At 75.0% G+C, this 22295-nt stretch carries 19 protein-coding genes; 4 read left to right on the top strand and 15 right to left on the bottom strand.

Going from position 1 to position 22295, the window contains the following annotated elements; translation table 11 throughout:
• From QNH85_RS19510 to QNH85_RS19535, 6 genes are all read right to left on the bottom strand, one after another.
• Positions 1-701, bottom strand: a 701-nt coding sequence (locus QNH85_RS19510) for an acetylxylan esterase (RefSeq protein WP_282949073.1), incomplete at its 3' end; no start/stop codon positions are given.
• A gap of 34 nt (positions 702-735) precedes the next feature.
• On the bottom strand, positions 736-2301 hold the full coding sequence (locus QNH85_RS19515; RefSeq protein WP_282949074.1) for a glycoside hydrolase family 43 protein: 1566 nt from the start codon (positions 2299-2301) through the stop codon (positions 736-738).
• Positions 2298-4658 carry a beta-xylosidase/alpha-l-arabinosidase gene (locus QNH85_RS19520; RefSeq protein ID WP_282949099.1) on the bottom strand — a complete coding sequence of 787 codons (2361 nt, stop codon included), beginning with the start codon at positions 4656-4658 and terminating at the stop codon, positions 2298-2300. The genes QNH85_RS19515 and QNH85_RS19520 overlap by 4 nt, the downstream gene beginning before the upstream one ends.
• 110 nt (positions 4659-4768) lie before the next feature.
• Positions 4769-5656 (bottom strand): carbohydrate ABC transporter permease, encoded by an 888-nt coding sequence (locus QNH85_RS19525; RefSeq protein ID WP_282949076.1) that lies wholly within the window; start codon positions 5654-5656, stop codon positions 4769-4771.
• Positions 5656-6642, bottom strand: a complete 987-nt coding sequence (locus tag QNH85_RS19530; protein ID WP_282949100.1) for a carbohydrate ABC transporter permease — start codon at positions 6640-6642, stop codon at positions 5656-5658. The genes QNH85_RS19525 and QNH85_RS19530 overlap by 1 nt, the downstream gene beginning before the upstream one ends.
• Before the next feature lie 44 nt (positions 6643-6686).
• Positions 6687-7982: an extracellular solute-binding protein gene (locus tag QNH85_RS19535; RefSeq protein ID WP_282949078.1), complete on the bottom strand. Its 1296-nt coding sequence runs from the start codon at positions 7980-7982 to the stop codon at positions 6687-6689.
• Between the two features lie 303 nt (positions 7983-8285).
• On the opposite strand from QNH85_RS19535, the gene QNH85_RS19540 reads away from it, so the two are divergent.
• Both QNH85_RS19540 and QNH85_RS19545 read left to right on the top strand, forming a co-directional pair.
• Positions 8286-9290 carry a LacI family DNA-binding transcriptional regulator gene (locus tag QNH85_RS19540; RefSeq protein WP_213282149.1) on the top strand — a complete coding sequence of 335 codons (1005 nt, stop codon included), beginning with the start codon at positions 8286-8288 and terminating at the stop codon, positions 9288-9290.
• A 23-nt stretch (positions 9291-9313) separates the two neighbouring features.
• Complete coding sequence (locus tag QNH85_RS19545) at positions 9314-10615, top strand: alpha/beta fold hydrolase (protein ID WP_282949079.1); 1302 nt, start codon at positions 9314-9316, stop codon at positions 10613-10615.
• A 76-nt stretch (positions 10616-10691) separates the two neighbouring features.
• Here QNH85_RS19545 and QNH85_RS19550 read toward each other — a convergent pair whose 3' ends face one another.
• Both QNH85_RS19550 and QNH85_RS19555 read right to left on the bottom strand, forming a co-directional pair.
• Positions 10692-12452, bottom strand: coding sequence for an alpha-amylase family protein (locus tag QNH85_RS19550; protein ID WP_282949080.1), 1761 nt, complete (start codon positions 12450-12452; stop codon positions 10692-10694).
• Complete coding sequence (locus QNH85_RS19555) at positions 12449-13501, bottom strand: TIGR03885 family FMN-dependent LLM class oxidoreductase (protein ID WP_282949082.1); 1053 nt, start codon at positions 13499-13501, stop codon at positions 12449-12451. Before QNH85_RS19555 ends, QNH85_RS19550 begins: the two co-directional genes overlap by 4 nt.
• Positions 13502-13635: 134 nt before the next feature.
• Between QNH85_RS19555 and QNH85_RS19560 the strand changes: the two genes are divergently transcribed.
• Positions 13636-14061: a ScoMcrA-related endonuclease gene (locus QNH85_RS19560; protein ID WP_282949084.1), complete on the top strand. Its 426-nt coding sequence runs from the start codon at positions 13636-13638 to the stop codon at positions 14059-14061.
• Positions 14062-14094: 33 nt separating this feature from the next.
• Here the strand turns inward: QNH85_RS19560 and QNH85_RS19565 are convergent, their stop codons facing one another.
• The 5 genes from QNH85_RS19565 to QNH85_RS19585 all read right to left on the bottom strand — a co-directional run bounded on the left by QNH85_RS19565 (position 14095) and on the right by QNH85_RS19585 (position 19095).
• Positions 14095-14841, bottom strand: a complete 747-nt coding sequence (locus QNH85_RS19565; protein ID WP_282949085.1) for a hypothetical protein — start codon at positions 14839-14841, stop codon at positions 14095-14097.
• Positions 14838-15020: a hypothetical protein gene (locus QNH85_RS19570; protein ID WP_282949087.1), complete on the bottom strand. Its 183-nt coding sequence runs from the start codon at positions 15018-15020 to the stop codon at positions 14838-14840. The genes QNH85_RS19565 and QNH85_RS19570 overlap by 4 nt, the downstream gene beginning before the upstream one ends.
• A 151-nt stretch (positions 15021-15171) precedes the next feature.
• On the bottom strand, positions 15172-16494 hold the full coding sequence (locus QNH85_RS19575; RefSeq protein WP_282949089.1) for a glycosyltransferase: 1323 nt from the start codon (positions 16492-16494) through the stop codon (positions 15172-15174).
• The gene (locus QNH85_RS19580; protein ID WP_282949091.1) at positions 16491-18713 is read right to left on the bottom strand and encodes a glycoside hydrolase domain-containing protein; all 2223 of its coding nucleotides are present in this window, start codon (positions 18711-18713) and stop codon (positions 16491-16493) included. Before QNH85_RS19580 ends, QNH85_RS19575 begins: the two co-directional genes overlap by 4 nt.
• Before the next feature lie 157 nt (positions 18714-18870).
• Positions 18871-19095, bottom strand: coding sequence for a hypothetical protein (locus tag QNH85_RS19585; protein ID WP_282949093.1), 225 nt, complete (start codon positions 19093-19095; stop codon positions 18871-18873).
• Positions 19096-19313: 218 nt separating this feature from the next.
• On the opposite strand from QNH85_RS19585, the gene QNH85_RS19590 reads away from it, so the two are divergent.
• Positions 19314-20021 carry a DUF2510 domain-containing protein gene (locus QNH85_RS19590; RefSeq protein WP_282949095.1) on the top strand — a complete coding sequence of 236 codons (708 nt, stop codon included), beginning with the start codon at positions 19314-19316 and terminating at the stop codon, positions 20019-20021.
• Positions 20022-20025: 4 nt separating this feature from the next.
• Here QNH85_RS19590 and QNH85_RS19595 read toward each other — a convergent pair whose 3' ends face one another.
• Positions 20026-21138, bottom strand: coding sequence for an NADH:flavin oxidoreductase/NADH oxidase (locus tag QNH85_RS19595; RefSeq protein ID WP_282949097.1), 1113 nt, complete (start codon positions 21136-21138; stop codon positions 20026-20028).
• An 87-nt stretch (positions 21139-21225) separates the two neighbouring features.
• Positions 21226-22095 carry a DinB family protein gene (locus tag QNH85_RS19980; protein ID WP_346016354.1) on the bottom strand — a complete coding sequence of 290 codons (870 nt, stop codon included), beginning with the start codon at positions 22093-22095 and terminating at the stop codon, positions 21226-21228.
• Positions 22096-22295: the final 200 nt, after the last annotated feature.

Consider the following 22295-nt stretch of genomic DNA (forward strand, 5'->3'; position numbering starts at 1 on the left):
CCGGGGGGCTGCCCCGGGCCCCCGGCAAGGGGGGGGCTGGGGGGGCCCCGGGGGGCGGGGGCGCCGCCGCACGGGAACGGCCCGGGGGCGACCCGGGGGGGGCGGCCGGCCGGCGCGCGGGGGGCGAGGCCCGGCCCCCCGCCCGGGCCCCCCCCGCCGACGGCCCCCCGCCCCGGGTCCACGCCGGGCAGCGCGCGCCCCGCGTCGACCGCCAGCACCGCGTCCGTGACGAGCCGCGTGTAGTAGTAGGTCTCCGGGGCGGTGATGCCGCGCGTCATCACCCCGGGCGCCTGCGGGCCGGTGCCCCACGGGTCCGGGGTGTCGCCGGTGCTCCAGCCGGACCCCTGCCCGCGGGTGTCCATGTACAGGTGCGCGAAGCCGGCCGACGCCCAGCCGAGGTTGTCCAGGACGTGCCCGCGGCCGCCCCCGTACCCGACGTACTGCACGACGAGGGGCAGGTCGGCCGCGACGCCCGCCGGCCGCCGGTACCAGGCCCGCACGGGGTCGCCGCGGTAGCCGGGGAACGTCACGTCGAACGTCTCGATCGTCCGGAGCGGCGTCGGGACGGGGCGCACGTCGACGGCCGTGGTCGCGGCGCGCGACGTCGCGAGCGTCCCGCGCCAGAACGCGTCGAAGTCGTCGGGGTCGACGAGGGCGCTGCGGTGGGACCAGAGCGCGGGCTCGGGCAGGTCGACGTACACGTCGGCTCTCCAGGGCGTCGGTGGCGCGCGTGCGTCACGGGACGGGCAGGTACTCCAGCGTGCGCAGCCGCACGCGCGACGTCGTCGGGCGGCCGTTGCTGGTGGCGTGCACCCCGACCCACAGGCCGAGGAACCCGCCGGTGGACACGGAGTCGAGCGTGCGGGCGTCGGCCCGCGCGACGACGACCGGCTCCCCGGCGCCGGCGGCGGCCAGCAGGTCGACGTCGACGTCGCGGACCCGGGCGGTGAGCACGAGGTCCGCGTCCGACCCGGCCGCGGGCAGCACCGTCTCGCCGAGCACGCGGTCCGTGCCGCCCTGCCGGTGGATCGCGCGGACCCGCCACGACCCGTCCGCGCCCGGCGCCGCCGCGAGCCGCACGTGGTCGTCCTCGGACTGCCGCACGGCGATCCCGCACTCCTCGCCGGGGGCCAGGTCGGCCCGCAGGGTGGCGCGGACGTCCGCCGCGCGGTGCTGCAGGCGCACGCCGAGGAACGCGGACGCCTCGGGGTCGGCGAGGGTGGTCGGCCGCAGCGGCAGGTCCCAGCCCTCGTCGAGCGCGGTCGCGACCTCGGACGGCAGCGCGCGCAGCGACGTCCAGCGCGGGTCGTCGGGCCGCACGACCCCGGAGGCCCGCCCCTGCACGACGCCGGGGCGCCACGCCTCGGCGAACGGCACGTCGACCGACGCCGGGACGCGGCCCGCCCCGGGGGCGAACACCGGCCAGCCGTCCTCCCAGACGACGGGCACCAGGAACGTCTCGCGCCCGAGCGGGTAGTGGTAGCCGCCGTACGGGCGCATGCCGAGCAGGACGGCCCACCAGCTGCCGTCCGCCGCCTGGACCAGGTCGGCGTGACCCACCCCGACCACGTCGCTGCCGCGGCCCAGGTGCCGGTGCGTGAGCACGGGGTTGCCCTTGTTCCCGACGTACGGGCCGGTGACGTGCTCGGCGCGCGCGACGCTGACGGCGTGGTGGAACTCGGTGCCGCCCTCCGCCGCGAGCAGGTAGTAGGCCCCGTCGACGCGGTACAGGTGCGGTCCCTCCGCCCAGACGACGTCCCGGAGCGCCCCGGTCCACACCACGTGCTCCGGGCCGGTCAGCGCGCGGGTCTCCGGGTCGAGCTCCCGGATCCACACCTCGGTCTGGTCGTGCCACTGCGGCTCGCGGGCCAGGCGGGTGCCGTGCACCCAGACCCGGCCGTCGTCGTCGAAGAAGATCGACGGGTCGATGCCGTCGGCGTCCAGCCACACCGGGTCGGACCACGGGCCCGCCGGGTCGGTCGCGGTGACCAGGAAGTGCCCGCCGCGCGCGGGGTCGTCGCGGTCGACGAGCGTGCAGACCACCCAGAACGTGCCGTCGTGGTGCCGGATCGTCGGGGCGTACAGGCCGCCCGAGGACCCGATGCCCGCGTAGTCGAGCTGGCCGGGGCGGTCGACGACGTGCCCGACCTGCTCCCAGGACACGAGGTCCCGGCTGTGCAGCACCGGCAGCCCCGGGAGGTACTCGAACGTCGACGTGACCAGGTAGTAGTCGTCGCCGACCCTGCAGATCGAGGGATCCGGGTAGCAGCCCGGCAGGACCGGGTTGTCGACCGTCGTCACAGGGCGGTGACCTTCACCTCGACGAACCGCGGGTCCTCGCCGGTGACCTCGTGCACGTCGCCCGTGACGGCGAGGACGGCGCGGGGCGTCGCCGTGCCGGGGAACGCGTGCCGCTCGCCGGCGCGGTGGCTGCTGATCGCGCCGCCGGTCGTGTCCCCGAGCTCGCGCCCGGCGGGGGTGCCGGCGTGCGAAGCGACCCACACCTCGACGTCGCCGGGCTCCACCACGCGGACCATCCGCCGGTCGGAGAACGCCAGCCGCGTCGTCGGCACGGTGAACGTGACGCGGCGCTGCTCGCCCGGCTCCAGGTCGACGCGGGCGTAGCCGAGCAGCTGCGCCACCGGGCGGGTGACCGTCGCGAGGACGTCGTGGGCGTAGAGCTGGACCGTCTCGGTGCCGCGGCGGTCGCCGGTGTTGGTCACCGTGACGGCGGCCGTGAACGTGCCGCCGGCCGCGATCGAGGGGTCGACCACCAGGTCGTCGTACCCGAAGGTCGTGTACGTCAGGCCGAAGCCGAACGGCCGGACCGGCGTCGAGTCGGCGGCCGTGACGTCCGACGGGCCGCCGAGCAGGGGGTGCAGGTACCCGTAGGGCTGCGACCCGGTCGACCGCGGCAGGGAGACGGGGAGCCGGCCGGAGGGGTGCACGGCGCCGGTCAGCACGCCGGCCACCGCCTCGCCGCCCCGCTCGCCGGGGAAGAACGCCTGCACGACGGCCGCGGGGCGCGGGCCCTCGCCGTCCAGGGCCCAGCCGATCGCGTACGGCCGGCCGGTCAGCAGCACGAGCACGACCGGGGTCCCGGTGGTCAGCAGCTCCTCGACCAGGCGGCGCTGCACGCCGGGCAGCTCCAGGGACTCGACGTCGTTGCCCTCGCCCACGGTCCCGCGGCCGAACAGGCCGGCGTCGTCGCCGACGACCACGACGGCCACGTCCGCGGACGCGACGGCGTCGACGGCCGCGGCGAAGCCGGACGTGTCGTCGCCCTCGACGGCGCAGCCGGGGGCGTGCACGATCTCCGGCCGAGGGGCGCCGGCCTCGTCGAAGGCCGGGCCGAGCGCGTCGAGGACGCTCGCGATCTCGAAGCCGAGCGGCACGTCCGGGTGGTGGGCCAGCACGTGGTTCGCGAACGAGTAGCAGCCCATCAGGGCCTGCGGGCGGGCCGCGTTCGGCCCGACCACGGCGACCCGGGCGGGCGCCGGGCCCCTGCCGCCGGCCAGCGGCAGCAGCCCGTCGTTCGCGAGCAGCACGACCGACTCGTCCGCCAGGCGGCGGGCGAGCTCCCGGTGCCGCGGCGAGTCGAGGTCCACGGTGGCGGGGGGCTCGTCCTCGTACGCGTCGGGGTCGAGCAGCCCGAGCTCCTCCTTCTGCGCGAGGGCGCGCAGCACCGCCCGGTCGACGTAGCCCTCGTCCAGGAGCCCCGAGCGGACGCGCTCGGCCAGCGGCTCCAGGTAGGCGTCGCCGGTGGGCAGCTCCACGTCGATGCCCGCGGTCAGCGCCTGGGCCGCCGCGTCGCCCCGGTCCGCGGCCACCGCGTGCATCACCTCGAGGAACGCGACGGCGAAGTAGTCCGCGACGACCACGCCGTCGAAGCCCCAGCGCTCGCGGAGCAGCCCGGTCAGGTACGTCGGGTCCGACGCCATCGGCACGCCGTCGATCTCGGTGTAGGCGTTCATCACCGAGCGGACGCCGCCGTCGCGCACCGCCATCTCGAACGGCGGGAGGTACACGTCGGCCACCTCGCGCGGACCGGCGGACACGGGCGCGTGGTTCCGGCCGGCGCGGGAGCCGGAGTACCCGACGAAGTGCTTGAGGGTGGCGTGCACCCCGGCCTCCTGCATGCCACGCACGTACGCCGTGCCCACCGTGCCGACCAGGTACGGGTCCTCCGCGATGCACTCGTCGACCCGGCCCCAGCGCGGGTCCTGGATGACGTCGAGCACCGGGGCCAGGCCCTGGTGCACGCCGAGCTCGCGCATCGAGTCGCCGATGGCCCGGCCGACCTCGTGGACCAGGTCCGGGTCGAACGCCGCGCCCCACGCCAGCGGCGTCGGGAACGTCGCGGCCTGCCACGCGGCCAGGCCGGTGAGGCACTCCTCGTGCACCAGCGCGGGGATGCCCAGGCGGGTCTCCCGCTTGAGCCGGCGCTGCTCCGCCCACAGCCACGCGGCCCGCTCGGCGGGCTCCACGGGCCGGGTGCCGTACACCCGGGTGTAGTGCCCCAGGCCGTGCCGGGTGACCTCGGGCAGCAGCCCGGCGTCCTTCTGGCCGGCGGCCATCTCGGACTGCATCGGGGCCACGGTCCCGTTCTGGTCCAGCCAGTAGCCCACGAGCTGGGCGAGCTTCTCCTCCAGCGTCATCTGCGCGTGCAGGGCGCGGACCCGCTCGGAGACGGTGGGCAGGGCAGGGATCTGGGACACGCGGTCCTTCTCCTTCGTCGAGGTGGAGCGGAGCGGGAGCGAGCGGGGCGTCAGCCCTTGACGGCGCCGGTGAGGCCGCCGACGATCCGCCGCTCGAACAGCGAGAAGAACACCAGGGCCGGGATCATCGACAGCGACGTGAACGCGAGCACCCGGGCCGTGTCCACGGAGTACTGCGACGCGAACGACTGCACGCCGAGCGGGAGCGTGTACGCCGACTCGTCGTTCAGGACGAACAGCGGCAGCATGTAGCTGTTCCAGCTCGCCACGAACGCGAGGATGCCCACGGTCACGACGCCGGGCACCGACAGCGGGACGACCATCCGGAAGAAGAACCCGAGCCGGCTCGCGCCGTCGATGGACGCGGCCTCCTCCAGCTCCTTGGGGATGGCCCGCAGGAACGGCACCAGGATGATGATGGTCGTCGGCAGGGCGAACGCGATCTGCGGCAGGATGATGCCGCCCAGGGAGTTCATCAGCCCGAGGTTCCGGATCATGATGTACAGCGGCGTGATCGCCACCGTCATCGGGAACATCAGGCCCGCGGCGAACAGCGAGTACATCGCCCCGCGGCCGCGGAACTGGTAGCGCGCGAGCACGAAGCTCGCCATGACGCCCAGGATCACCACGCCGATGGTCGTCGCGATGCCGCAGATGACCGAGTTGCCGAACTGCTGCCAGAACAGCGAGCTGGTGAGCACGTCCCCGTAGTTGCCGAACTCCCACGTGGTGGGGAAGCCGGACGGGTCCTGGGTGATCTGCGAGTTCGTCCGCAGGCCGCCGAGCACGATGTACGCGACGGGCCCGATGCAGACGCCGACGAGCAGCCACGCGACGACGTAGACCATGGGGTTGACCCGGTCCAGCGTCGACCGGCGGCGGCGCGGCGCGGCGGTCGGGGAGGGCAGCGGGGTTGCCTGCACGGCGGTGGCGGCCATCACTTCTTCCTCTCGGTGAGCGCGCCCTCGGTGTCCCGCCGCAGCACGAACCGCTGGTAGGTCAGCGCGATGACCAGCGAGATGAGGAACAGGAGCACGGCGACGGCGTTGCCGAACCCGTAGTTCCCGGCGTTGCGGCCGTTGACGACCATGTAGGTGGCCATGGTGGACGTGCCCGCCGTGGCGGCGACGTACTGGCCCCAGATGATGTAGATGAGGTCGAACAGCTGGAGCGACCCGATGATCGACAGGAACGCCCAGATGCGGATGGTCGGGCCGAGCAGCGGCAGCGTGATGGCCCGCTGGGCCTGCCAGTAGGTGGCCCCGTCGATCGCGGCGGCCTCGTGCAGCTCCTCCGGGATGGACTGCAGCCCGGCCAGGAACAGGATGACGGCGAAGCCGATGTACTTCCAGGTGATGATGATCATCAGCGACCAGATCGCGACGTCCGGGTCGGACAGCCAGTCGACGGCCCACCCCTCGAGGCCGATCTTGCCGAGCAGGTCGTTCACGGCACCGGTGGTCTGGAGCATGAGGCTCCAGCCCGTGCCGACGATGACCTCGGAGATCACGTAGGGGACGAAGATCAGGACCCGGATGATCGAGCGCCCGCGCATCCTGCGGTTGAGCAGCAGCGCGAGGATCACGGCGGCCGGCCCCTGGAGCACCAGGGACAGGATCACGATGACCGCGTTGTGCCGGAGCGCGTCGAGGAACGTGGGGTCCTGCAGGATCGTGGCGTAGTTCTCCAGGCCGACGAAGTCGGTGGGGGCGCCGAAGCCCTTCCACTTGAAGAACCCGTAGTAGGCCGCCATCACGACGGGGAAGATGACGAAGGCCAGGAAGATCAGGATGGCTGGGCCGGACAGGAGGGTGATCTCCAGGCGCTGGCGCCAGTCACCCCCGCGGCGGCGCGGCCGGCGGGCCGGGGACGGCGCCGTGACGGCACCGTCCCCGCCCGCGGAGCGACCACCGGGCGACGTCATGACCAGCGGGCCCTCGCCCTGCGAGTAGTCGCTCATGGTGCTGGTTACTCCTTGGCTGCTGCCGCGTTCACGGCCTCGACGATCCCGGCCGCGTCGCCGTCACCGGCGAGCATCTCGACGACGCCCGCGTTCAGCGCGTTGCCGACGTTCTGGCCGAACATCGTGTCCAGCCAGACCGTGACGTAGGCGGCGTCGTTGTAGGACGCGAGCACGTCGGCCAGGGCGGGGTCGGTGACGACGCCCTGGGCCTCCTTGCTGGCGGGGAGCGTCACGAACGCCTCCGCGTAGCCCTCCTGGTACTCCTTCTGCATGAAGAAGTTGAGGAAGTCCGCGCACTCCGGCGGCGCCTCGGCCGAGCAGGTGAAGCCGTCGACGCCACCCATCATCGCGGTGGGGTCGCCCTCGCCGCCGTCGACCGCCGGGAAGGGGAACCAGCCGAGGTCCGGCAGGGGCTTCTGGTCGGCGGTCAGGGAGGCGATGACGCCCGGGTCCCAGGCGCCCATGAGCTCCATGGCGGCCTGGTGGTTGGCGATCAGGCCGGCGGACGAGCCGGCGCCCTGCTGGGCGGTGGTCGTCAGGTAGCCCTCGTTGAACGGCTCGGTCCCGGCGAACTCCTCCAGGTCCTCCCCGGCGGCGGTCCAGCACGGGTCGTCGAAGGACATCTCCTTGGCGGCGGTGTCCATCGTCTCCTGCGAGCACTCGCGCAGGGCGAAGAAGTAGTACCAGTGCGCGGCGGGCCAGGCGTCCTTGGCGCCCAGGGCGATCGGCTGGATGCCGGCGGCCTTGAGCTTGGTGACGGCGTCGTCGAGCTCCGCGAAGGTGGTCGGCGTCTCGGTGATGCCGGCCTGCGCGAACAGGTCCTTGCTGTAGTAGATGCCGCCGGGCAGGACCGCGGTCGGCATGCCGTAGACCTTGCCGTCGACGGAGAACGCGTTGAGCGCCGCGTCGCCGACCGCCTCGCGGGTCGAGTCGTCGATCAGGTCGGTGATGTCCTGCGCCTGGCCGGCCTCGACCACGTCGGCGAGCTTGCCGCCGCCGCGGGCCATGAAGATGTCCGGCGCGTCGCCCGAGTTCAGGGCGGTCTGCAGCTTGCCGTCCATGTCCTCGTTCTGGATGGACTGGACGGTGATCGTGACGCCCGGGTTGGCCTCCTCGAAGTCGGCGACCGTGCTCTCCCAGTACGCCTTGCCGGGGCCGGTGGTCGAGTTGTGCCAGAACGTCATCTCGACGTCCCCGCCACCGCCCGAGCCCGAGTCGTCGCCGCCGGAGCCGCAGGCGCTGAGGCCCAGTGCGCCCAGGAGGAGGACGGCCGGGACCGCCAGGGTCTTCCTTGCCTTCATCAGATCTGCCCTCTTCGTTGAGTTGAACAGAGTGACGGCCTCCCCGGGAGGGGGACCGGAGGTACGGACGCGGGGCGCCGGCCCGGGGGGCCGGACGACGCCCTGGTGCGTCGGGGTGCTGCGCTCAGTCGCTCGGCGTGGCGCCCGGGCGACCCGTCGACCGGTGCCGTGCGTGGTCTCGCTCGTCGTCCATGACGGGCTCCTCGTCGTCGCTGACTGGGGTTGCAGGGCCGACTCTGGCAGCCGTGGAACTAACGTGTCAACCGATGTCGATAACGGTTTCGCAACCACTACGATCAGGACATGAGGAATCGGGTGACGATCACCGACGTCGCCCGCGAGGCCGGCGTCTCGGTGGCCACGGTGTCCAAGGTGATCAACGGGCGGGACGGCATCGCCCGCACCACCGCCGCGCACGTGCAGCAGGTCGTGGCGGACCTCGGGTACGAGTCCAGCCTGGTCGCGCGCAGCCTGCGCTCCCACCGGACGCACGTCATCGGCATCCTCGTCGCCGAGTTCGAGCCGTTCAGCACCGAGATCCTCAAGGGCGCCGGCGCCGCGCTCGCCGGGACGCCCTACGCCCTGCTCGCGTACACCGGCGGCGGCGGCCGGCCGGGGCAGGCCGGGTGGGAGCAGCGCTACCTGTCCCGGCTCAGCGGAACGCTCATCGACGGGGCGGTGCTCGTCACCCCGACCGTCGTCGAGGTCGACGCCGGCGTCCCCGTGGTCGCGGTCGACCCGCACGCCGGGCCGGGCGGGCTGCCCACCGTCGACTCGGACAACCAGCGCGGGGCGGTCCTGGCCGTCCGGCACCTGCTGGACCTGGGGCACCGGCGGATCGGCTTCCTCGGCGGCCGGCCCGACCTCGAGTCCTCCCGGCTGCGCGAGGCCGGCTACCGGCAGGCGCTCGCTGAGGCCGGGATCGACGTCGACCCGCTGCTGATGCACGTCGCGGAGTACCGGCGGGACGCCGCGTCCGCGCCCACCGAGGCGATGCTCGCGCTCGCCGACCCGCCGACCGCCGTGTTCGCGGCCAACGACCTGTCCGCCATGGGCATCCTCGACGCCGCGCACCGCCTCGGGCGCCGCGTCCCCGAGGACCTGTCCGTCGTGGGCTTCGACGACATCCCGGAGTCGGCGTCCACCGCCCCGGCCCTGACCACCGTCCGGCAGGAGATCCAGCAGCTCGGCGCGAGTGCGGTGGACCTGCTGCTGCGGCTCCTCGAGGGCGCACCGGTCGACGAGCAGCACGTCCGGCTGCCGACCACGCTCGTCCCGCGGAGCAGCACGGCGCCGCCCCGGGCCTGACCGGGTCGGCCTAGGGTGCGGGGATGACCACGACCACCTCCGTCGCCGTCCCCCCGGTGCTGGTCCGCGACCACCGCGTGCCCGTCCCCGTCGACCGCGCCGACCCCACGCGCTACCCCGACATCGAGGTGTTCGCGCGGGAGGTCGTCGACCCGGCGCGCGACGCGGAGGACCTCCCGCTGCTGCTGTTCCTGCAGGGCGGACCCGGCGGGATGGGCCCGCGCCCGCTCGGCGGCGGGTGGTGGTCGACGGCGCTGCGCACGCACCGGGTGGTGCTGCTCGACCAGCGCGGCACCGGCCGCTCCGGGCGGGTCGACGGCCGCACCATGGCGCGGTTCGGTTCCGGGGAGGAGGCCGCGGACTACCTGGCGTGCTTCCGGGGGGACGCGATCGTCGAGGACGCGGAGGTCGTCCGGCACGCGGTCTACGGCGGCCGCCGGTGGGCGACCCTCGGCCAGTCGTACGGCGGGTTCCTCACGCTCGCGTACCTGTCCCGGCACCCCGGGGCGCTGACCGCCTGCTACGTCACCGGCGGGTTGCCGGGCGTCGACGCCACCGCCGAGGACGTGTACACCCGGACGTTCCCCCGCCAGGCTGCGCGGGTCGCGGCGTTCGCCCGCCGGTACCCCGGCGACGTGGCGCGGCTCGGGGCGCTCGCGGACCGGCTCGCCGCCGGGGACGTCCGGCTGCCCGACGGCGACCCGTTCACCGTGCGCCGCCTGCAGACCCTCGGGATGCCGCTCGGGATGAGCACCGGCGTCGACGGTCTGCACTGGCTGCTCGACACCCTGGACCCCGACGCCGGCGGGGCATCGGACGACGCGTTCGCCCTGGCGGTGCAGACGCAGACCGGGTTCGACGCCAACCCGCTGTACGCGGTGCTGCAGGAGGCGATCTACCACCAGGGCGAGCGCGCGGGCGGCTGGGCGGCGCAGGCGGAGCTCGACCGGCACCCCGGGCTCGACCCCGCCGCCCGGCCGCTGGGGCTGACCGGCGAGGCGGTGTTCCCGTGGATGTTCGAGGAGATCCGCGCGCTGCGACCCTTCCGTGCGGCCGCCGAGGCGCTCGCGGCTCGCACGTCCTGGCCCGCGCTCTACGACCCGGAGCGGCTCGCGTCGAACGAGGTGCCGGTCGCGGCCGTGCAGTACGTGGACGACCCGTACGTCGACCTCGACCTGGCCCTCGGCACCGCGGACGCCGTCGGGAACGCCCAGGTGTGGGTGACGAACGAGCACCTGCACGACGGGCTCCGGGTCGCGGGCGACGTGATCCTGCCGCGCCTGCTCGACCTGGCGGCGGGCCGCTGGTCGGTCACGCGCGGCTGACGACCCCGGCGCGGGCCCGGCGCGGGCCTGGCGCGGGCCTGGCGCGGGCCTGGCGCCGCCCGGCGCCGGCCCGGCGTCAGAGCAGCCGGCGGGCGCCCGGGCGCACCACCCGCAGCCAGCGGTAGCCGTAGGCGGGCAGCTCGACCTCGACGCGGCCGTCCGGGGCGACCTCCGTCTCGCCGTCCTGGAGCAGGTCCACCAGGCGCACCGCCGGGTCCCCGTCGGCGCCGCTCGCGCGCGACGCGGTCCCGTCGGCCGGCCCCGTCTCGCCCGGGGTGCGGACCGTGTCGGCCAGCCGGAGCGGGACGGTGACGGCCTCGGGCCCGAGGTTGTGCAGGGCCACCATCGACGCGTCCTGCCAGGTGCAGCGGTGCGCGAGGACGGCGGCGTGCGGCTGGTCGAGGATCTCGGCGCGGGACGCCCAGCCGAGCTCCGGGCACTCGCGGTACCGGCGCACCAGCAGCTGCACGAACGCGAGCAGCGAGTCCGGGTCCCGTCGCTGGTCTGCGACGTTCACGTGCTCGGGGGCGAAGCCGCCCTCGACCACCGGCCCGGACAGCCGGCGCCGGGGCGCGGCCGAGAAGCCGCCGTTGGTCCCGGAGGTCCACTGCATCGGGGTGCGGACCGCGAGGCGGCCGTCGGCGGCCAGGTTCTCGCCCATGCCGATCTCCTCGCCGTAGAACAGCACCGGAGTCCCGGGGAGCGTGAAGAGCAGCGAGTAGACCATCCGGACCCGCCGAGGGTCGCCGCCGAGCATCGGGGGCAGCCGCCGCCGCAGGCCACGCCCGTAGACCTGCATGTCCTCGTCCGGGCCGAACGCGGCGAACACCTCCGCGCGCTCGTCGTCCGACAGCTTGTCCAGGGTCAGCTCGTCGTGGTTCCGCACGAACGTCGCCCACTGCGCGTCGTGCGGGATCTCCGGGCGGTCCCGCAGCGCCTGGGCGACCGGCCCGGCGTCCTGCCGGGCCAGCGACAGGTACAGCTGCTGCATCGCGACGAAGTCGAACTGCAGGTTCAGCTCGTCGCCCTCCGCGGAGCCGTCGCCGTCGCCGTCCCCGAAGAAGAGCCGCTGCTCCTCGTACGGGAGGTTCACCTCGCCCATGAGGATCGCGTCCCCGGTGCGGCGGGTGAGGAACGAGCGCAGCGCCTTGAGGAACTCGTGCGGGTGCTCGATGTCGTCGGCGGGCGACTTCGCGGTGTCGGCGAGCATGAAGGGCACCGCGTCGACCCGGAAGCCGGACAGCCCGACCTGCGCCCAGTAGCCGACGACCTTCGCGATGGCGTCCCGCACCTGCGGGTTCGCCGTGTTGAGGTCCGGCTGGTGCCGGTAGAACCGGTGCCGGTACCAGGCGCCGGCCTGCTCGTCGAACGTCCAGATGGCCTGCTCCTGGTCGGGGAACACCACCTGGTCGGAGGTGGGCGGCGGCTCGTCGGTGCGCCACACGTAGAAGTCCCGGAACGCGCTGTCGGGGCTGCTGCGGGCGGACCGGAACCACGGGTGCCGGTCCGAGGTGTGGTTGACGACCAGGTCCGCGATCACGCGGATGCCCCGGTCCCGGGCGGTGCGGATCAGCTCCACCAGGTCGCCGGCGTCGCCGAGCCGGGGGTCGACCGCGTAGAAGTCCGTGATGTCGTAGCCGTCGTCGCGGTCGGCCGTCGGGTAGAACGGCATCAGCCACAGGCAGGTGATGCCCAGGTCGGCGAGGTGGTCGAGCCGCTGCACCAGGCCCGGGAGGTCGCCGATGCCGTCGTCGTTCCAGTCCATGAACGTCTCGACGTCCAGGCAGTAGACGACCGCGTTCTTCCACCACAGGTCGCCGGTGTCGCGGATCCTCACGCGTCGTCCCCCCCGGTCCCGGCGTCCAGCGCCTTCAGGGCCGGCAGCAGGTGCTCCGCGGCCAGGTCGATGAACGCGTCCAGGGACGACGGCGGGTGGGTCACGGTCGGTGCCGCGTCGTCGTGCTTGTCGTGGTCCGGGACCACGTCCGTGGCCACCTGGTGCAGGTAGACCTCGTCGAAGCCGATCTCGACCAGCTCGACCAGCCGGTCGCGGAGCCGCTCCGGGTCGTGCTCGACGACCACCGAGGTCCCGAGCGTCTCGTCGTCGACCGTCCGCGCCAGCTCGTCGAACCCCTCCGGGGTCGCGACGTCCCACGCGGCCGGGGGGCCGGCCGCGTTGCCCGCCCACTGCTCCCGGGCCAGCCGCCAGGCCTCGTCCGGGTCCGTCGCGTACGACACGTGCGCCTGCAGGATCACGGGGCCGCGGCCGCCGGCGTCCCGGTACTCGCCGATCACCCGGCGCAGCTTCTCCGGCTCCTGGTTCACGGTGACCAGCCCGTCGGCCCAGTCGGCGTGCGCCCGCGCCGTCTCGGCGGTCACCGCCGGGCCGATCAGCCGCGGCGGCACGTCGGGGAGCGTCCACAGCTGCGCGTGGTCCACCGTGACGAGGCCGTGGTGCGTGACCTCCTCGCCGGCGAGGAGCGCGCGGATGACCTGGACGCACTCCCGCAGCCGGGCGTCCCGCTCCGGCTTCGGCGGCCACGGGTCACCGGTGATGTGCTCGTTCATGTTCTCGCCCGAGCCGAGCGCGACCCAGAACCGGCCCGGGTACATGGCCGCCAGCGTCGCCGCGGCCTGCGCGATGATCGCCGGGTGGTACCGCTGGCCCGGGGCGTTCACCACCCCGAAGGGCAGCCGGGTCGTCGCGAGGGCCGACCCGAGCCAGGTCCAGGCGAACCCGGAGTGGCCCTGGTTGGTGCTCCACGGCGCCCAGTGGTCGGAGCACATCGCGGCGTCGAAGCCGGCCTCCTCCGCGTGCTGGGTCGCGGCGAGGAGCGCGCTGGGGTGGACCTGCTCGTGCGAGTTGTGGAAGCCGACGCGGGTCATGTCGTCGTTCCTACCGGCTCCCGCGCTGGTCCGCGCGGGGAAGGGCTGCTCGGAGGACGCGTCCCGGGCCCGCCCGGGGCCGGTGCCGCTCGCCCGACGACGTAAGGTACGACCTCGTGGCGACCCTCTCCGCCGTGACGCGACAGCACATCCTCCAGGCCATGGCCGAGCACGACACCCGTGGTGCGCAGGACTTCCTCGGCGTCTACGGCTACCCCCTGACCGGCAGCACCTTCGAGCACGAGGGGCGCCGGTACCCGAGCGTCGCGATCGTGGGCGTCGCCCACCGCTTCGCGACAGGCCGCCTGGCGTCCGTGGACGAGTTCCACGGGGGCGACCCGGCGATCGAGGCCCTGCTGCGCCGGCGCGGTTTCGACCTGCCGGAGCCTGCGGGCGCTCGCGTGGTGGCACCGGCGCGCACCCGCGCCGCGGCCGCCCCCCGGGCCCGGGCCGCGACGCCCGCCAAGCCCCGCGCCGTGCAGCGCGAGGAGGTCGTGCGGCTGTGCCCGACCTGCTCGATGGCGCTGCCCGCGACCGGCGTCTGCGACTACTGCGACTGATCCCGGCGCCGGCGCCGTCGGTGGCGCGCCCGGTCACACCGCCGCGGTCCTCCCGCGCTGCTCGGGCATGACCCTCGGTGGCGTGACCGCGTAGCCGAGGGCCACGAGCGCCGCCGTCGCCGCCGCGGGGTCGTCGCGCACCGCCGCCCGCAGCTGGACGTCCCGCCACCGCTCCCGCCCGGCCACGACCGCCGCCTCCCAGTCGTCGCGCGCGTCCAGCCCGAACTCCCGCACCACCATCTCCAGCACGTCCTCGAGCGCCGGCCGGAAGCGGTGCCCGCCGAGCGGGAAGTGCAGGGTCGACACCCGGGGCACGCGGCCGCGGCGGACGCTCGCGGCCCGGGAGCGGCCCCGGAACCGGTGACCGGCCGCCATCATCGCGAAGACCAGCTCGTCCCGGTGGCCGTGCACGTTGAGGTGCGCGGCCGGGACCTTCCCGTCGGAGGCCTCGTCGTAGTCGTACCGGAACAGGGGCTCGGCGAACCCCTCCGCGGTGACCGAGAGCCGCGACCAGCGCACGGCGACGAACCCGCGGGTGTGGTCCCAGGCGCAGCGGTAGGTGAGGAAGAGCCGGAGCAGCACGTGGCCGCGGACGGTCAGGGGGATCCCGTCGTCCGGTCCCTGGCGCACCGAGACGTCGTGGACCTCGTCCGGCGTCCTGCGGACGACGAGCGGTCCGGGGTCGCTCGGGAGGACCGCGGCGATGGTGCCGTGGAGGTCCGCAGCGAACCGCTCGACGAGCCGGAGGAGCCCGGAGTCGTCCACGGGAGAGCCGGTCACCGTCCGACGAGGATCAGCAGGCTCTCGAGCTCGCGCAGGATGGGCCACTGCTCGGGCGACAGCATCCCGTCCTCACCGCGCTCCCGGAGCGTCTCGAGGTCCAGGCCGGCCTCGGCCAGCAGGGACGACGTGCGGTCGGCGATCTCCTCGAGCGTCCAGATCTCGACGACGGGGTCCATCGGGTCCTCCTCGGTGCGGCTGTGCCGACCCAGGTGGCCGTCGTCCGCGGTCGTACCGACGCTAGCCGCACCGCGCTCTGCGCTGTCCAGCCCGTCTTCGCGGCTGTGGACGACGGCCGGCGCGCCGGTCACGCCGCCGGTCGCGCGCATGTCACCGCGCCGGCGCCACCTCCGCCACCTGCGCGAGGATCGCGTCCAGCACGGCCGCGCGGTCGAACCGCAGCGCGAACTCCCGCGCCCGCTCGCCGAGCGTCGCTCGCTCCTCCGGTGCCATGCGCAGCGCCCGGTCGAGCGCGGCGGCGATCGCCGCGGGGTCGTCCACGGGCACGATCAGCGCGGTGTCCCCGACGGCCTCGGGGATGCCGCCCGTCTCCGTGGTGATGACGGGCCCGCCGCCGGACAGCATCTTCTCCACGAGCGCGATCCCGAACGTCTCCACGAACTCCGGCCGGGGCTTGCTCGGCAGCACGTACGCGGCGGCGCCGGCCATGAGGTGCGGCTTCTCGTCGTCGGACACGTCGTCGAGGAACAGCACCCGGTCGGCGACGGGCGACGCGGCGGCGTGCGCGCGCAGGCGGGCGGCGTCGGGGCCGTTGCCGGCGATCACGAGCCGGTGCGTGCCCGGCGCGCTGCTGGCGGCGTAGCCGTCGATGAGGTCGTCCACGCCCTTGGCCGCCGCGAGCCGCGACAGGTACAGCACGTAGCCGTCCCGGTCGAGGCCGCGGGCCGCGAGCAGGGCGTCGGTCTCGGCGTCGTCGCGGGACAGGTACCGGGCGACGTCGACCGCGGGGTAGGAGATGCGGACGCGCTCGCGGCACTGCGCGGCGAACGTGGTGCCGTGCTTCGCGTCGACCGCCTCGGCCTCGGCGACGATGAGGTCGCGGGTGTACTCCGAGACCGCGAGGCACACGTCGTGCTCCAGGTAGGAGGACAGCACGTGCGCGGCGGCGCCGAACCGGTCCGCCTCGACGCAGGCGCGCACCACGTTGGTGACGTCGGACCCCACCGCCTCCGCGACGGTCGTCACGTTCACGGGCAGGCCGGTGCGGCGGGCCACGTGCACGGCGTCCGCGACGGCGGTGGCGTGCGGGCTCAGGTAGAGCGACAGCGCGACGGTCGGCACCCCGTCGGTGAACAGCTCCACGAGGCGGCCGATCAGCCCCGCGACCCAGCGGCCGTCCGGCACCTTGTAGTCGCCGACCGGGTCGGGACGCTCGACGACCACGCCCTCCCGGTACGGCAGCACCCGGTCGAGCGGCTTGAGCGGGAGGCCCGCGGCCTGCAGGCGGTCGATCGGCCAGGTCACGATGCGGACCTCGTCGAACCCGCGGTCGAGCGCGGCCTCCGCGAGGTTGCGCGCCTCGCCGGAGTGCCCGCAGATGACCGGGTCGGCACGGACGACGATGACGAGCCGGCGGTCCACGCGGCGGGGCGGTGCGACGTCGGTCGCGGCGATGAGGGTGGAGTCGGTCACGGCGTGCCTCCGGGGACGGGTGCGTGGGGCAGGGTGCTGAGGGACGGGGGCCGGGCGGCGGCGGTCCACGGGCCCGGCTCGGGGCCGAGGTGGACCTGCAGCCGCCCGCCCGCATGGAGCTCGGTGCCGGTGAGCCACGTGCGGCCCAGCTCGGCGCCGTCCAGCAGCACCCGTTGGACGTGCTGCGCGGGACGGTCGGGCTCGGGTTCGACGAACCCGGTGGTCTCGATGGTCAGCGGCCTGCCGCCGACGTCGACGCGGGCCTCGCGCCACGCGGGCGCGTTGAGCAGGAAGAGGTTCTGCCCGGCGACGGGGAACAGCCCGAGCGTCGCCCACACGTACCAGGACGACAGGCCGCCGGAGTCGTCGTTGCCGGGCAGGCCGCCGCGGCCGGTCCCGAACTGCTGCTGCGTGATCGCGTGCACGACCTCCGCGGTGCGGTCCGGCCGGCCGGCGTACTGGTAGGCCCAGGGCGCCTCCATGTCGGGCTCGTTGTTCAGGCCCTCGAAGCGGTGCAGGCCGTACCCGGCGAGCATCTCCTCCTCGGTGGGGGCGAGCCCGGGCTGCTCGACCGGGTCCGCGCCGTAGCCGAAGAACCGGTCGAGCAGCGCGACGAACGCCTCGTCGCCCCCGGCCAGGTCGATGCGGGCGGCCATGTCGTGCAGCAGGCGGAAGGAGTAGTTCCACCGGCCGCCCTCGTAGAACGTCGAGTCGCGGAGCAGGCCGGTCGCCGGGTCGAACGCGTTGCGCCAGCGGGCCGCGAGCGGCGCGAACTGCCCGACGAGCGTGCGGTCGCCGACCTGCTGCGCGATCACCGCGGTGCAGAAGTACCCGAACGCGATGTCGAGGGTGTGGCTGATCGGGTGGGTCCGGCCGTGCAGCAGGAACTCCTCCCCGTACGTCCGGCGCAGGTCGTTGTGCAGGTGCACCAGCGCCCAGTCCCAGTCGAACGGCAGCCCGAGCGCGCACAGGTCGGCCAGGAACGTGTGCGCCAGCGCGCTGCCCTGCCGGGAGAACCGATCCGCGCCACGGGCCATCCGGTAGCCGATCGGGAAGTTCCCCTCCTCCTCGGCGATGTGGAGGATCGCGGTGGCCAGCTCGACAGCCCGGTCCGGCATCAGCGCCGTGAGCAGCGGGAGCTGCGTGCGGTAGATGTCCCACATGGTCGCGATGTCGTAGGCGAACGGGGTGTCGGTCGGCCAGAACGGGCTCTCGTCGGGGGCCAGGCACGGCTTGATGAGGGAGTGGTAGAGCGCCGTCGACAACACCGTCTGCTTGTCCGCCGAGGGGGTGTCGACCTGCACCTTGGCGAGCTCGTGCCGCCAGGCGTGGGCGGTCCGGGCGCGGCGCTCCGTGAACGACGACGGCCCGGGGCCGCACTCGCGCAGCAGGTTCGCCCGCGCCTGCTCGACCCCGCGCAGCGAGAACCCGAACCGCAGCTCGACGACCTGGCCCGGCTCGCTGGGACCGGCCCACATCAGCCCGAACGGGCGCAGCGTGGTCGGCCGGATGCGGTCGAAGTCGAGGCGCGTGCCGCCGGGCATCAGCCGGCGGTCGTACCAGAGCAGCTGCCGCCAGTGCGGGGTGTCGCACTCCACGTGCACCGCCAGCGGGGCGCCCTCGACGGTGATCTCGCCCTGCGCGACGCCCGGGGCCACCGACTCCAGGTGCGCCCGCAGCGGCACGGTCCGGCCGTACGGGATGTCCAGCCCGCCGAGGCTGAGGTCGATCACCAGCCGCGCGTCGCGGTGCGCCGGGAACGTGTACCGGTGCACCGCGGACTTCGGGCCGACGGTGACCTCGCAGCGGATGCCGGAGTCGAGGGTCGCCGCGTAGTAGCCGGGCTCGGCGCGCTCGTCGACGAGCTCGTACAGCCGGCCCAGGTCGTCGAGCGGCTGCAGCATCGGGGTGACGCGCACGTAGTTGTAGTACTTGCGGATCGCGCCCGTGCCGGACTGCTGGAAGTGCGTGAACCCCGACGCCCGCTGCGTCGTGTGCAGCGTCGGCGGCAGGCCCTCCGTCGACAGGTCGTAGCGGCCGTACCCGGTCGGGTAGGCCCCGGAGTACGCGCACGCGCTGACCATCCCGAGCGGGTAGGTGGCCCCGGGGTGGGTGTTCCCCACCTGCGGCTTCGGCCACCACCACGTCGCGGCGAGGCCCGTCTGCGGCGGCAGCGCCGTGGCCTCGGTCCCGATGAAGGGGTCGACGTGCTCGAACATGCGCCCGTGCCCCCTCCTGGTCGCGCTGGTCGTGGCCGGGGGCCGCGGCGCGCCCGGTGGAGGGAAGGTACGCGCCGGAGGTGTCCGGCGGGTTACGGCGTCGGGGCGACGCGCCGGCGACACGCCGGTGCGTGCGCCGGTCCGTGCGCCGCGTGCGTCAGCGCGGCCGGCGGCCCGCCGGGCGACGCCGCAGCCGCAGGTCCCGGACCTCCAGGGCCAGCGCCGCCAGGAGCACGACGACCGCCGCGATCCACAGGGCGGCGGCGAACCGCTCGCCCAGGTCGGTGACGGCCAGCACGACCAGCGCCGCGCCCAGCAGCAGCAGCGCCGTGACCGCACGGGCGTGCGAGCGGGGTGCGGCACCGTGCGGTGCGTCGGGCATGCGAGCTCCTGGGGGTGGGTCGGGCTGGTGCGTCGGACGGGTGCGTCGGGGGTGCGTCGGGCTGGTGCGGCGAGGGGGCGCCGGGTCGCGCAGGTCGCGTGGGTCGGTACGGGTCGGTGCGCGGTGACGACCGTACCGAGGCGGCGCCCGCTGCGCCGAACGTGGGACATCCGCCCGCCGGGGTCATGCGGCGGGCCCGGCGTGCCGAGGACCTGCGCATGGTGGAGTCGACGCCGGCCGCCGCGCCGGGCTGGTACCCCGACGGGGTGACGCCGGGCGTGCTGCGGTGGTTCGACGGCGCGGCGTGGACCGAGCGGGTGGTCGCGGACCCCGCCCGGCCGGTCGCGCCGCCGCCGGCCGCCGTCGTGCCGCCCGGAGCGGCCTGGGCACCGGCCGACCCCGGACGTCCCGCGACGGCGACCGCCCCCGCGACGGCGACCGCCCCGGTCGCGGTGGCCGCGGAGGCGGTCGCGCCCGCGCGGGTCGGCGCGCACCGGGCCGCCGGGGGACCCGTGCCCGCGCACGCCCGGTCCGTCGCGGCCGCCGCTCCCGCCGGAGACCCGTACGCCGCACCCGCGCCCGGTCGGCTGCCGCCCGTGCGCACCACCCCGGCCTACCCCGACGCCGGACCGTGGTACCCGCAGGCCCCGGACCGGTCGGGCCCCGGGCCGCGGGAGGCGCTGCACTGGGTGCTGCCCGTCGGGCGGTCGTGGCAGTCGATCGTCGCGGGCTACGCGGGGCTGCTCGGCCTGGGGATCTGGGTCCTCGGGCCGTTCGCGATCTGGTTCGGGTTGTGGGCGCTGCGCCGGGCGAGCACCGGCGGCCACGGGCGGGGCCGCGCGGTGTTCGGCATCGTCGCGGGGACGGTCGCGACCGCGCTCATGGTGCTGGCGGTCGTCACGGGGTTCGTCCTCGACCCCGCCTGACGGCTCAGCCCCAGGCCCCCCGCGCGTACTGGACCGGCCAGCCCGTCGGCTCGCCCGGCAGCACGGCCGCTCCGGGGCCGCCGTCGTGCGCGAGCACCGGGGTCTTGTCGTCCAGCGTGTGCGCAGCGCGCAGCGGCCAGTGCGGGTCGAACAGCGCCGGGCGCCCGAGCATGACGGCGTCAGCGGAGCCCTCGGCGAGCACCTGCTCGGCCTGCTCCGGCGTGGTGATGAGGCCGACGGCGGACGTCGCGACGCCGGCGGTCTCCCGGACGGTCCGCGCGGCGGGCACCTGGTACCCGGGGCCCACCGGGATGGTGGCGTGGACGTTGCCGCCGGTCGAGACGTCGACCAGGTCGACGCCGTGCTCGCGCAGCCACACGGCCACCTGGGCGACGTCCTCGACGGTCAGACCGCCCTCGGTCCAGTCGGTCGCGGAGACGCGGACCAGCAGCGGCCGGTCCTCCGGCAGCACGGCGCGCACCGCGTCGACCGTGTCGAGCAGCAGCCGCGCGCGGTCGGCCAGGGTGCCGCCCCAGGCGTCGGTGCGGAGGTTCGAGAGCGGGGACAGGAACTGGTGCAGGAGGTACCCGTGCGCGGCGTGCACCTCGACCAGGTCGAAGCCGGCGTCGAGCGCCCGGCGGGTGGCGGCCGCGAACTGGTCCGGGACGGCCGCGACCTGCTCGGCCGTCAGCTCCTGCGGCGCGTCGTAGCCGGCGAACGCGACGTCCGACGGGCCGACGGTCGTCCAGCCGCCGTCCGCGGCGGGGACGGTGCCCGAGCCCTCGCCGAAGCCGCGGTAGGTCGACGCCTTGCGGCCGGCGTGCGCGAGCTGGACGCCGACGACGGCCCCGCGGCTCCGCACGAAGTCGGTGATCCGGCGCCACGCCGCGACCTGCTCGTCCGACCAGATGCCGACGTCGTTCGGCGTGATCCGGCCCTCGGGGACCACCGCGGTCGCCTCGGTCAGCACCAGGCCGAACCCGCCGACCGCGCGGGCGCCCAGGTGCGCGAGGTGCCAGTCGGTCGGGACGCCGTCCGCGCCGGCGGAGTACTGGCACATCGGCGCCAGCCAGGCGCGGTTGCGGAACGTGGTGCCACGGAGGGTCACGGGCGACATCAGGAGGCTCACGTGAGCCGCAACGGCCGTGCCCGCGGCGACCATTCCGGGTGCCGGCCCGGAGTGACGCAGGTCACGGACCCGGCGCTACTCCCCGGTCCGGCCGTCGACCGCCTCGCGCAGCAGGTCGGCGTGCCCGTTGTGCCGCGCGTACTCCTCCACGAGGTGCGTCACGACCCACCGCAGGCTCGGGGCGCGGCCGTCGGGCCACGTCCGGCGCGCGCGGAACCCGGGCCCGCCCTGCGCGAGCGCCTCGGCCAGCGCCGCCCGGGACCGCTCCACGGACGTGCCCCACTGGTCGCGGAGCTGCTCCGGGGAGTCGTCCGCCGCGGAGTGCCAGTCCCAGTCCGGGTCGGCCTGCCAGTCGACCGACGCCCACGGCTCCGGGCGCGGCCGGTCGTGCAGCGTCCGGGTGCACCAGTCGTCCTCGACGTACGCGAGGTGCTTGAGCAGGCCCCCGAGCGTCATGGTGGTCGGGTGGATCGTCGCCGCGAGCCCCGCGGCGTCCAGGCCCTCCGTCTTCCACGCGAGCGTCGCCCGCTGGAACTCCAGGTACCCGATCAGCGTGGCGGCCTCGTCGCCGTCCGGTGGCGGCTCGGGGCGGCCCTGCTCGTCGCGGTCGACCGGGCCCGGGGAGGCGGGCTCCAGGGCCGCGGGGTCGGCCGGCACGTCGAGCTCCCGGGCGGCCGCCGAGATCCGGCGGGCGAGCGCGACGTCCCGGTCGCTGAGGCCGCCGACGTCGTGCGAGACCAGGCGCACCACCACCGACCCGTACCGCAGCTCGACGTCGGGGTGGTGGTCGGCGGCGTCCGCGAGCTCGCCGACGGCGTCCACCAGCTCGACACCCGTCGTGAACGACCCGGTGCGGAACTGCGCGCAGGCCTCGCCGCGCACCACCCGCCAGTCGTCGACGCCCTCGGCGGCGCGGAACTCCTCGGGACTGAGCACCTGGTCCATGTCGGCACCGTAGACCCGGTCGCCGACGTGCAGGTCAGGCTCGTCCGGCCGCGTTCAGCCGGCGGCGTCGAGCCAGGCGAGCAGGACGTTGCCGACGGTGGCCAGGCTCAGCAGCAGCACGCCGATCCGCAGGGCGCCGTCCCCCCGGTTCCGCCGGGGGCGGTCCCCGACCGCGGGGGCCGGGTCGGGGTCATGGCGGG

The organism is Cellulomonas endometrii (assembly GCF_949769265.1).
GTDB classification, from domain to species: domain Bacteria; phylum Actinomycetota; class Actinomycetes; order Actinomycetales; family Cellulomonadaceae; genus Cellulomonas; species Cellulomonas endometrii.

Excerpts from the sequence above, each read along its gene's own strand:
- QNH85_RS19535 (WP_282949078.1), bottom strand. The coding sequence starts at position 7,982 with ATGAAGGCAAGGAAGACCCTGGCGGTCCCGGCCGTCCTCCTCCTGGGC.
- QNH85_RS19520 (WP_282949099.1), bottom strand. The coding sequence starts at position 4,658 with ATGACGCTGGAGGAGAAGCTCGCCCAGCTCGTGGGCTACTGGCTGGAC.
- QNH85_RS19540 (WP_213282149.1), top strand. The coding sequence starts at position 8,286 with ATGAGGAATCGGGTGACGATCACCGACGTCGCCCGCGAGGCCGGCGTC.
- QNH85_RS19570 (WP_282949087.1), bottom strand. The coding sequence starts at position 15,020 with ATGGACCCCGTCGTCGAGATCTGGACGCTCGAGGAGATCGCCGACCGC.
- QNH85_RS19590 (WP_282949095.1), top strand. The coding sequence starts at position 19,314 with ATGGTGGAGTCGACGCCGGCCGCCGCGCCGGGCTGGTACCCCGACGGG.
- QNH85_RS19595 (WP_282949097.1), bottom strand. The coding sequence starts at position 21,138 with ATGTCGCCCGTGACCCTCCGTGGCACCACGTTCCGCAACCGCGCCTGG.
- QNH85_RS19585 (WP_282949093.1), bottom strand. The coding sequence starts at position 19,095 with ATGCCCGACGCACCGCACGGTGCCGCACCCCGCTCGCACGCCCGTGCG.
- QNH85_RS19980 (WP_346016354.1), bottom strand. The coding sequence starts at position 22,095 with ATGGACCAGGTGCTCAGTCCCGAGGAGTTCCGCGCCGCCGAGGGCGTC.
- QNH85_RS19580 (WP_282949091.1), bottom strand. The coding sequence starts at position 18,713 with ATGTTCGAGCACGTCGACCCCTTCATCGGGACCGAGGCCACGGCGCTG.
- QNH85_RS19555 (WP_282949082.1), bottom strand. The coding sequence starts at position 13,501 with ATGACCCGCGTCGGCTTCCACAACTCGCACGAGCAGGTCCACCCCAGC.
- QNH85_RS19530 (WP_282949100.1), bottom strand. The coding sequence starts at position 6,642 with ATGACGTCGCCCGGTGGTCGCTCCGCGGGCGGGGACGGTGCCGTCACG.
- QNH85_RS19545 (WP_282949079.1), top strand. The coding sequence starts at position 9,314 with ATGACCACGACCACCTCCGTCGCCGTCCCCCCGGTGCTGGTCCGCGAC.
- QNH85_RS19525 (WP_282949076.1), bottom strand. The coding sequence starts at position 5,656 with ATGGCCGCCACCGCCGTGCAGGCAACCCCGCTGCCCTCCCCGACCGCC.